This is a genomic window from Flavobacterium sp. (assembly GCF_965657075.1).
Lineage (GTDB): Bacteria > Bacteroidota > Bacteroidia > Flavobacteriales > Flavobacteriaceae > Flavobacterium.
The window spans coordinates 4,646-13,512 of the sequence record NZ_CBFHMV010000035.1 but is presented as its reverse complement, the minus strand read 5'-3'; the positions used below and the strand labels follow the sequence as shown (position 1 = coordinate 13,512).

General features: G+C 31.1%; 7 protein-coding genes. All 7 read left to right on the top strand.

What is annotated here, in order from left to right; all coding sequences use genetic code 11:
* Positions 1-2,028, top strand: a 2,028-nt coding sequence (locus tag ACTF56_RS12330; RefSeq protein WP_438967213.1) for a patatin-like phospholipase family protein, incomplete at its 5' end; no start/stop codon positions are given.
* Positions 2,029-2,183: 155 nt separating this feature from the next.
* Positions 2,184-3,344: a homogentisate 1,2-dioxygenase gene (locus tag ACTF56_RS12325; RefSeq protein WP_438967212.1), complete on the top strand. Its 1,161-nt coding sequence runs from the start codon at positions 2,184-2,186 to the stop codon at positions 3,342-3,344.
* A 78-nt stretch (positions 3,345-3,422) separates the two neighbouring features.
* Positions 3,423-4,583 (top strand): 4-hydroxyphenylpyruvate dioxygenase, encoded by a 1,161-nt coding sequence (gene hppD, locus ACTF56_RS12320; RefSeq protein ID WP_438967211.1) that lies wholly within the window; start codon positions 3,423-3,425, stop codon positions 4,581-4,583.
* Between the two features lie 288 nt (positions 4,584-4,871).
* On the top strand, positions 4,872-5,642 hold the full coding sequence (locus ACTF56_RS12315) for a DUF3108 domain-containing protein (protein WP_438967210.1): 771 nt from the start codon (positions 4,872-4,874) through the stop codon (positions 5,640-5,642).
* Positions 5,643-5,647: 5 nt separating this feature from the next.
* A complete protein-coding gene (locus tag ACTF56_RS12310; protein ID WP_438967209.1) occupies positions 5,648-6,574 on the top strand; it encodes a tryptophan 2,3-dioxygenase family protein in 927 nt (308 codons plus the stop codon).
* 18 nt (positions 6,575-6,592) lie between these two features.
* A complete protein-coding gene (locus tag ACTF56_RS12305; protein ID WP_438967208.1) occupies positions 6,593-7,825 on the top strand; it encodes a peptidoglycan DD-metalloendopeptidase family protein in 1,233 nt (410 codons plus the stop codon).
* Between the two features lie 4 nt (positions 7,826-7,829).
* Positions 7,830-8,867 (top strand): glucose-6-phosphate isomerase (pgi, locus tag ACTF56_RS12300; RefSeq protein WP_438967207.1); only part of this gene is annotated, 1,038 nt, incomplete at its 3' end.

Below are 8,867 nucleotides of genomic sequence, written 5' to 3'. Positions count from 1 at the left end.
ATAGATTATATTGGAGGAACAAGTATGGGTGCAATTGTTGGTGGTTTATATGCTTCAGGATATTCAGCCGATGATTTAGAATTGCTGTTTTCTAAAATTGATGCGGATGCGTTAATTCAAGATTATATTCCAAGAAATTCGAAAGCGTTTAATCAAAAAAGAAATGACGAAGTTTACCTCATTGCCTTACCTTTTAAAAATTTCAAAATTAGTGCTCCAACAGGACTATCAAAAGGAATGTATAATTTTAATTTACTTTCTAGATATACTTATCATGTCAAAGAAATTAGAGATTTTTCTAAATTTAAAATTCCATTTATTTGCATTGCAACAGATATTGAAACAGGAAAAGACGCTGTATTAAAAGAAGGAATTTTATCGCAAGCAATTGTGGCAAGTGGAGCAATTCCGTCCTTATATTATCCTGTGGAAATTGATGGAAAACTTCTTGTTGATGGTGGCGTTTCCAATAATTATCCTGTTGAACATTTAAGAGCTATTGGAGCTGATATTGTTATTGGTGTTGATGTTCAAGACGGTTTGTTAACCAGAGAAAATCTGAACGGAATTACAGATGTACTGATTCAAATTTCAAATTTTCCAACCGATCAAAAAACTATTGAAAACATTAAATTAACTGATATTTATATCAAACCTAATATCAAAGGATATAATGTTTTTTCATTTGATAAAGCTCAAGAAATTATCAAAACGGGTAAAGAAGCAGCTGTTTTGTATTTAGATCAACTTAAAGTCTTAAAGGAAAATAAAAAAATTGAAAGAGAAAAAGTCGCTTTTTCAGATTCTGTTTACATAAATAATATAGTAATAAACCCCTTAAAAAATTACACAGAAGCATATGTAAAAGGGAAATTGAATTTAGAGCCCAATTCTAAAATTTCTTTTGAAAAGTTTGAAAAAGGGATAAATGGTTTAAATGCTTCTGAAAATTTTAGTGCTATTTATTATGATTTTGATGCAGATAATAATTTGAATTTTACAATTAAAGAAAACCAAATTAATACGCTTTTAAAAGCAGGATTGCATTTTGACGATTTGTTTAAAACCGGAATTTTACTCAACTATACGCACAAAAAGTTGATATCTAAAAATGATTACTTTTCTTTAGATGTAGTTTTAGGTGATAATTTCAGGTATAATTTAGATTATTATTTGGACAACGGATTTTATTGGAGTTTCGGCGTCAATTCTAAATATACTTCTTTCAATAGAAATATTAAAACCGATTTTAACAACGGAACTACTTTTAGCGATTTAAACTTAAATTCGATAAATATTGATTTTAGTGACATTTCTCACCAAGCTTTTTTACAAACCCTTTTTAGCAAAAAATTTATTATTGGTGGCGGTTGCGAATTAAAACATCTCAAGTTTTTTTCACCAACTATTCAAAACATTACTCCAATTTTTGATAACAGCGATTATTTTTCTGTTTTTGGGTTTGTAAAGTATGATTCTTTTGACAATAAATATTTTCCTAAATCAGGTTGGTATTTTAATGGCGAACTTAAAAATTATATTTTTTCATCCAATTACACCAATTTATTTGAGCCTTTTTCAATAATTAAAGGCGATGCAGGCTTTGTTAAAACGTTTTCAAAACGATATACTTTTAAAATTCAATCCGAAGCAGGAACAGCAATTGGCGTAAAATCGATTCCGTATTTTGATTTTATTCTTGGAGGATATGGATTTTCTAAAATAAACAATCTTCAACCTTTTTATGGGTATGATTTTTTAAGCTTGTCAGGAGATAGTTATATAAAAGGCTCGTTAATGTTTCAGTACGAATTTTACAAAAAAAACTATGTTAACATAACGGCCAATTATGCCAATATTGGAAATAATGTTTTCGAATCGAAAGAGTGGATTTCTAAACCCAATTTTTCAGGATATGCATTAGGATATGGCTATGATTCTATTATTGGGCCAATGGAAGTTAAATATTCTTGGTCTCCAGAAGTTAAAGAAAACTTTTTATGGTTTAGTATTGGTTACTGGTTTTAGTTTAGTTTAAAAAAAATTACGATATTTGTTAAATGAAGTCTTGGGAAAATTTACCGTTGCTTTTAAAATACCTTATCAAGAGAAATCCTGAATGAGAAGATTCTTGTATTTACAGAAATCTTTAAATTATTCAGAAATCTTAAATCAAAAATCTTATGCCATTTTATCATACATTAGGAAAAATTCCACACAAACGTCACACTCAATTCCGTAAAGAAAATGGAGATTTGTATTATGAACAATTATTTGGAACTATTGGCTTTGACGGAATGTACACTAATTCTTATCACGAGCAAAGACCAACGCAAGTCAAAGAAATTCGTTCACAAATTAACATTGCTCCCAAAATTGCAAAAGGAAATAATATTCAATCGTATCGATTAAGAGGATTTCAAGTCAATCCAACCAACGATTATTTAGAAAGTAGAAAAATTGTACTTACAAATTCTGATTGTCATATTGCTTTGGCAGCACCAAAAAAATCAACAACAGATTATTTTTATAAAAATACCGATTCTGATGAAATGATTTTCATACACAGAGGAACAGGTAAATTACGAACCATTTACGGAAATTTAGACTTTAAATATGGCGATTATTTAATCATTCCAAGAGGAATTATCTATAAAATTGATTTCGATACCGAAGACAATCGTCTTTTTATTGTAGAGTCTAAAAGACCTATTTATACACCAAAAAGGTATCGCAATTGGTTTGGGCAACTTTTAGAGCATGCTCCCTATTGTGAGAGAGACATACGTCGTCCTTATGAGTTAGAAACCAACAATGAATCAGGTGAATTCACTATAAAAGTTAAAAAGAAAGACGAAATTATTGAAATGATTTATGCTTCTCATCCTTTTGACGTGATAGGTTATGACGGTTATAATTATCCATATGCATTGTCTATTCACGATTTTGAACCTATTACAGGTCGAATTCATCAACCACCACCAGTGCATCAAACTTTTGAAACCGATGCCTTTGTAGTTTGTAGCTTCGTACCTCGATTATACGACTATCATCCACTTTCTATTCCTGCACCTTATAATCATAGCAATATAGACTCTGATGAGGTTTTGTACTATGTAGATGGTGATTTTATGAGTAGAAACGATATCGAAGCAGGACATATTTCTCTTCATCCAGCAGGAATTCCGCACGGACCTCATCCAGGAGCAACTGAAAGAAGCATTGGAAAAACAGAAACCCAAGAATTAGCAGTGATGGTCGATACCTTCAAACCTTTAATGGTCACTGAAGAAGCTATGAAAATTGCCGATGAAACTTATTTTCAATCTTGGTTAGATAAATAATTATTAATAAAATATAGGAAGTTTTTTGACGATTAAGTTTGTCTTAATTCTTAATACTTTCATCTTAATACTAAAATTATGAGTAAAGAAATAAAATCAGTAAACTACGGTTTAGAAAAAATATTTGAAGGAGCACAAGATTTCCTTCCCCTTTTAGGAACAGATTATGTGGAGTTTTATGTAGGAAATGCCAAACAAGCAGCTCATTTTTATAAAACCGCTTTCGGATTTCAGTCGCATGCTTATGCAGGACTAGAAACAGGAGTAAAAGACAGAGCTTCCTATGTATTGAAACAGGATAAAATACGCTTAGTTTTAACAACTGCTTTAAAAAGTGACTCACCAATTGGTGAACACGTTAAAAAACATGGTGATGGAGTTAAAATTGTAGCACTTTGGGTAGAAGATGCTCGTTCGGCTTACGAAGAAACGATGAAAAGAGGTGCCAAATCCTACATGGAACCAACTGTTGAAACCGATGAAAATGGAGAAGTGGTTCGTGCTGGAATTTACACTTATGGGGAAACAGTTCATATGTTTGTGGAACGTAAAAACTATGCAGGAGATTTTTTACCAGGATACAAAAAATGGGTTTCAGATTACAATCCAAAACCAACAGGACTAAAATATATCGACCATATGGTTGGAAATGTAGGTTGGAATGAAATGAATACATGGGTAAAATGGTATGAAGATGTCATGGGGTTTGTAAATTTCCTTTCTTTTGATGACAAGCAAATTACCACTGAATATTCAGCTTTAATGTCTAAAGTAATGTCAAATGGCAATGGAAGAATTAAATTTCCAATAAACGAACCTGCAGAAGGAAAGAAAAAATCACAAATTGAAGAATATTTAGATTTCTATGAAGGAGCAGGGGTTCAACATATTGCAGTTGCAACCGATGATATTTTAACTACTGTAGCCGACATGCGTTCAAGAGGAATTGAATTTTTAAGTACACCACCAAAAGCATATTATGATGCAGTTCCACTAAGATTAGAAGCACATAATCACAAACTTCAAGAAGATATCGATAAGTTGATGAGTCTAGGAATTATGATTGATGCCGATGAAGAAGGCTATTTATTGCAAATTTTTACAAAACCAATTGAAGACCGACCAACCTTATTTTTCGAAATAATTCAAAGAATGGGTGCTCGAGGCTTTGGTGCGGGTAACTTTAAAGCTCTTTTTGAATCCATTGAACGAGAACAAGCTTTGCGAGGAACGCTATAAAAAGCCTTTATTTTTTCATATCATTAAAAAATATTCAATTATAATAAATAATAATCAGCCGTAAGTGTTAAAGTTACTCTTTTGTTGAGAATAATTTAAAATCTCATCTACATTTGCACTCGCAAAAATAGAAGGAGTGGTTTCCTAAAGTTTTTATATAAGTTTTCATAATTTATAGTTTTTTGGTTGGTTAATAGCATAAAATCTCAGTCATTTTTTTGATTGGGATTTTTTGTTTTAGTATTTTTGGTACAAATATTGTATTTTACAATAAAAAAAGAACTAGAGATGAAAAAAATAAGCCTACTACTATTCGCATTCTTACTTACAAATTCATTCACTACGCAAGAAGACTCTTTTACAACGGGTGAATTTATTAAAATGAGAATCCACTACGGTTTTATAACTGCCGGTTACGCAACATTAGAAGTTAAAGAAGCTACTCGTAATAACAAAAAAGTGCATCATATTGTTGGTAAAGGGTATACCACTGGTCTAACAAAAGCTGTTTTCAAAGTAAATGATGATTATCAAACTTTTATAGACAAAGAATCAAACAAACCCTATCAGTTTTTAAGAAAAATTGATGAAGGTGGTTACAAAAAACATCAGGAAGGATTTTTTGATCAAACCAAAAAAACGGTTTTGGTTAAAGATTATAAAAACAATACCGAAAAAACATTTTCTGTAACCGACGAAGTTCAAGATATTCTTTCAGCGTTTTACTATTTAAGAAACCACGACGAAGTTGATCAATTAAAAGTTAATGAATCTATATCGATTGATATGTTTTTTGATGACGAAACGACAAAATTTAAGTTAAAATATCTTGGTAAAGAAGATATAAGTACTAAATTTGGAAAAGTTTCTTGTATGAAGTTTAGACCTTACGTTCAAGCAGGTAGAGTTTTTAAAGAAGAAGAAAGTTTAACCGTTTGGGTATCAGACGATAAAAACAAAATTCCTATTAGTTTAAAAGCCAGTTTAGCTGTGGGTTCGCTAAAAGCTGATATTTATGAATACAAAGGACTAAAACACACGTTTAAAGCCAAAAAATAAAACAGATGGAAATCTCCTCAGAAATTGAATCTCAAATTCAACAATTAGACGAGAAGTTTAAAAATATAGATCAAAAAACACAAACACATTTAGATGGTCTTCTTTGGGCAAAACCCATAACTTATTGGGATTATATTCAAACTGATGCACTTTTAAATTTACAAATTCAAAGAACAACTTTACCTGATGAGATGGTTTTTATAATGTATCATCAGGTAAACGAGTTATTATTCAAAATGATTCTTTGGGAAATTAACCAAGTATGTCATTGCGAAAAACCAGAAACACAGTTTTTTACCGATCGATTAATGCGAATTAGTCGTTATTTCGATATGCTAACCACTTCTTTTGATATCATGGGTGATGGGATGGAAGTAGATCAATACATGAAATTTAGAAACACATTAACTCCTGCAAGTGGTTTTCAAAGCGCTCAGTATCGTATGATTGAATTTGCTTCAACAGATTTAATCAACTTAATTGATCATCGTTTTAGAGCTACAATTGACAGAAATACTCCTTACGAACACGCTTTTGAACATTTGTATTGGCAAGCTGCTGGTAAAGATCACACTACTGGAAAAAAATCGTACTTAATTCTCGAATTTGAACGCAAATATAAGGCAGAATTTATTCGTCATATGCAAGAATACAATACCATTAATATTTGGCAAAAATTCAAACAGTTACCTGAAAATGATCAAAAAAACCCTCAATTAGTTGAAGCTATGAAGCATTTTGATAAAACGGTTAACATAACTTGGGTAATGGGACACTTAAATGCAGCTAAAAAATACATCGAAAGCGGTAAAGGCTCTGCCGAAGCAACTGGCGGAAGTGATTGGAAAAAATACATGCATCCTAAATACCAAAAAAGAATATTTTTCCCTGAATTATGGACGGAACATGAATTGGCAACTTGGGGAGAATAATTTTATAAAACTTACGATTTGAAATATTTACTATATACTCTTATAATATTAACTTTATTTTCTTGTAATAAAGAAAAAGAAACACCTCAAAGGCAAAAACCAACTCAAAAATCTGAAGTAATTATTAAGGATTTTGGAATTACTTTTAACGATTTCTTCACTAAATCGGATACTCTTAAAAGTGGAGATACATTCAGCACTATTTTAGATCAGTACGAGAAAAATAATTATTCTACTTTTCAAGTTACCGAAAAAATCAAAGACAGTTTCAATCTTCGCTCTATAAAAGCAGGTAAGCCTTATTATTTATTCTTAAATAAAACCAATCAAAAAGATTTAGAATATTTTGTCTATGTAAAAGATAAAACCAGTTACTTAGTGGTTGATTTAAGAGATTCAATTGTTGTACGTGAAAAAAAGAGACCATTTACTTTAAAACGAAGAACAATTGCTGCTTCAATTGACGGTTCATTATCAGAAACTTTATCAAGAGAAGGTGTAAGTCCAGCTGTTGCTTCAAAATTGGCTAAGATTTTTGAATATTCTATCGATTTTTTCAAAATTCAAAAAGATGATAAATTTGCAATTACCATTCAAGAACGATTTATTGAAGATTCAATTTACGACGGTGTTGTTGATATCGAAGCCTCTTATTTTGAATATAAAGGAAAAAAAATCTATGCATTTCCTTATAAAATGAGTTCAAATCAAGCTCAAGCAGATTATTATGACGAAGAAGGAAAAGGACTTAAAACAATGTTTTTAAAAGCACCTTTGGATTATTTTAGAATTTCCTCAAAATTTTCTGGAAGACGTTTTCATCCAGTTCAACAACGATGGAAAGCTCATAACGGTACAGATTATGCTGCTAAACAAGGTACTCCAATTAAGACAACAGCTTCAGGTGTTGTTGAAAGAACGGGTTATACTGCTGGTAACGGTAATTATGTTAAGGTGAGGCACAACAGCACTTATTCTACTCAATACCTTCATATGTCTAAAATTCTAGTAAAAAATGGTCAAAGAGTTTCACAAGGTCAAGTAATTGGCAAAGTGGGTAGTACAGGATTAGCAACTGGGCCACACGTTTGTTACCGATTTTGGAAAAATGGTGTCCAAGTAGACCCATTAAAACAAAGTTTACCCAATGCGGAACCCATGGACAAAAAAGAAAAAATAAAATACTTAGCTAAAATAGCTCCTTTAAAAAGCGAATTAGACAAAGTAACTTCTCAAAAATTTAAAGAATAAACTTATGGCATTGCAAAATACCAACCCAACTACAACTGAAGCTTGGCAAAAATTACGTAATCATTTTTATGAGATGCAGCACAATTCTATAAAGGAAATGTTTGCAAATGATTCTGAAAGAGTTGAAAAATTTTCCATACAGTGGAATGATTTTTTAGTAGATTACTCAAAAAATAATATCAATCAGGAAACTGTAAATTTATTATTGGAATTAGCAGATGAAGTTGGTTTAAAAAATGCAATAGAAGCCTATTTTTCTGGTGAAAACATTAATGCTACAGAAAATAGAGCCGTACTTCACACAGCACTTAGAGCCAATTCAAATGATACAGTTTTTGTAGATGGAAAAAATGTGATTCCTGAAGTTTTTTCCGTTAAAGAAAGTATTCAATTGTTTTCAAATGATGTGATTTCTGGAACTAAAAAAGGATATACAAACAAAGCTTTTACTGATGTTGTTAATATTGGTATTGGTGGTTCCGATTTAGGACCTGCCATGGTTGTTGAGGCTCTACAATATTACAGTAATCATTTAAATGTTCATTTCGTTTCTAATGTCGATGGAGATCATGTAAATGAAATTATAAAGAAATTAAATCCCGAAACAACCTTGTTTGTTATCGTTTCTAAAACTTTTACAACACAAGAAACACTTTCTAATGCAGAAACTATAAGAGAATGGTTTTTAAAATCGGCAAAACAAGAAGATGTTTCTAAGCATTTTGTGGCTGTTTCCACCAACATTGAAAAAGTTACTAATTTTGGAATTAATCCAGACAATATTTTTCCAATGTGGGATTGGGTAGGAGGTCGTTTCTCCTTATGGTCAGCCGTAGGTTTGTCCATTAGTTTGGCTGTTGGTTTTGATAATTTTGACAAATTACTTAAAGGTGCCAACAATATGGATGAGCATTTTAAAGAAACTTCTTTTGATAACAACATCCCAGTTATTTTGGCTTTGATAAGTGTTTGGTACAATAATTTTTTTGGAGCTGAATCTGAAGCTATCATTCCTTACACGCAATATTTACAAAAATTAGCG

What these genes read in the sequence shown, in the direction of transcription:
- ACTF56_RS12325 (WP_438967212.1), top strand. Translation starts at nt 2,184, where the DNA reads ATGCCATTTTATCATACATTAGGAAAAATTCCACACAAACGTCACACT.
- ACTF56_RS12310 (WP_438967209.1), top strand. Translation starts at nt 5,648, where the DNA reads ATGGAAATCTCCTCAGAAATTGAATCTCAAATTCAACAATTAGACGAG.
- ACTF56_RS12315 (WP_438967210.1), top strand. Translation starts at nt 4,872, where the DNA reads ATGAAAAAAATAAGCCTACTACTATTCGCATTCTTACTTACAAATTCA.
- hppD (WP_438967211.1), top strand. Translation starts at nt 3,423, where the DNA reads ATGAGTAAAGAAATAAAATCAGTAAACTACGGTTTAGAAAAAATATTT.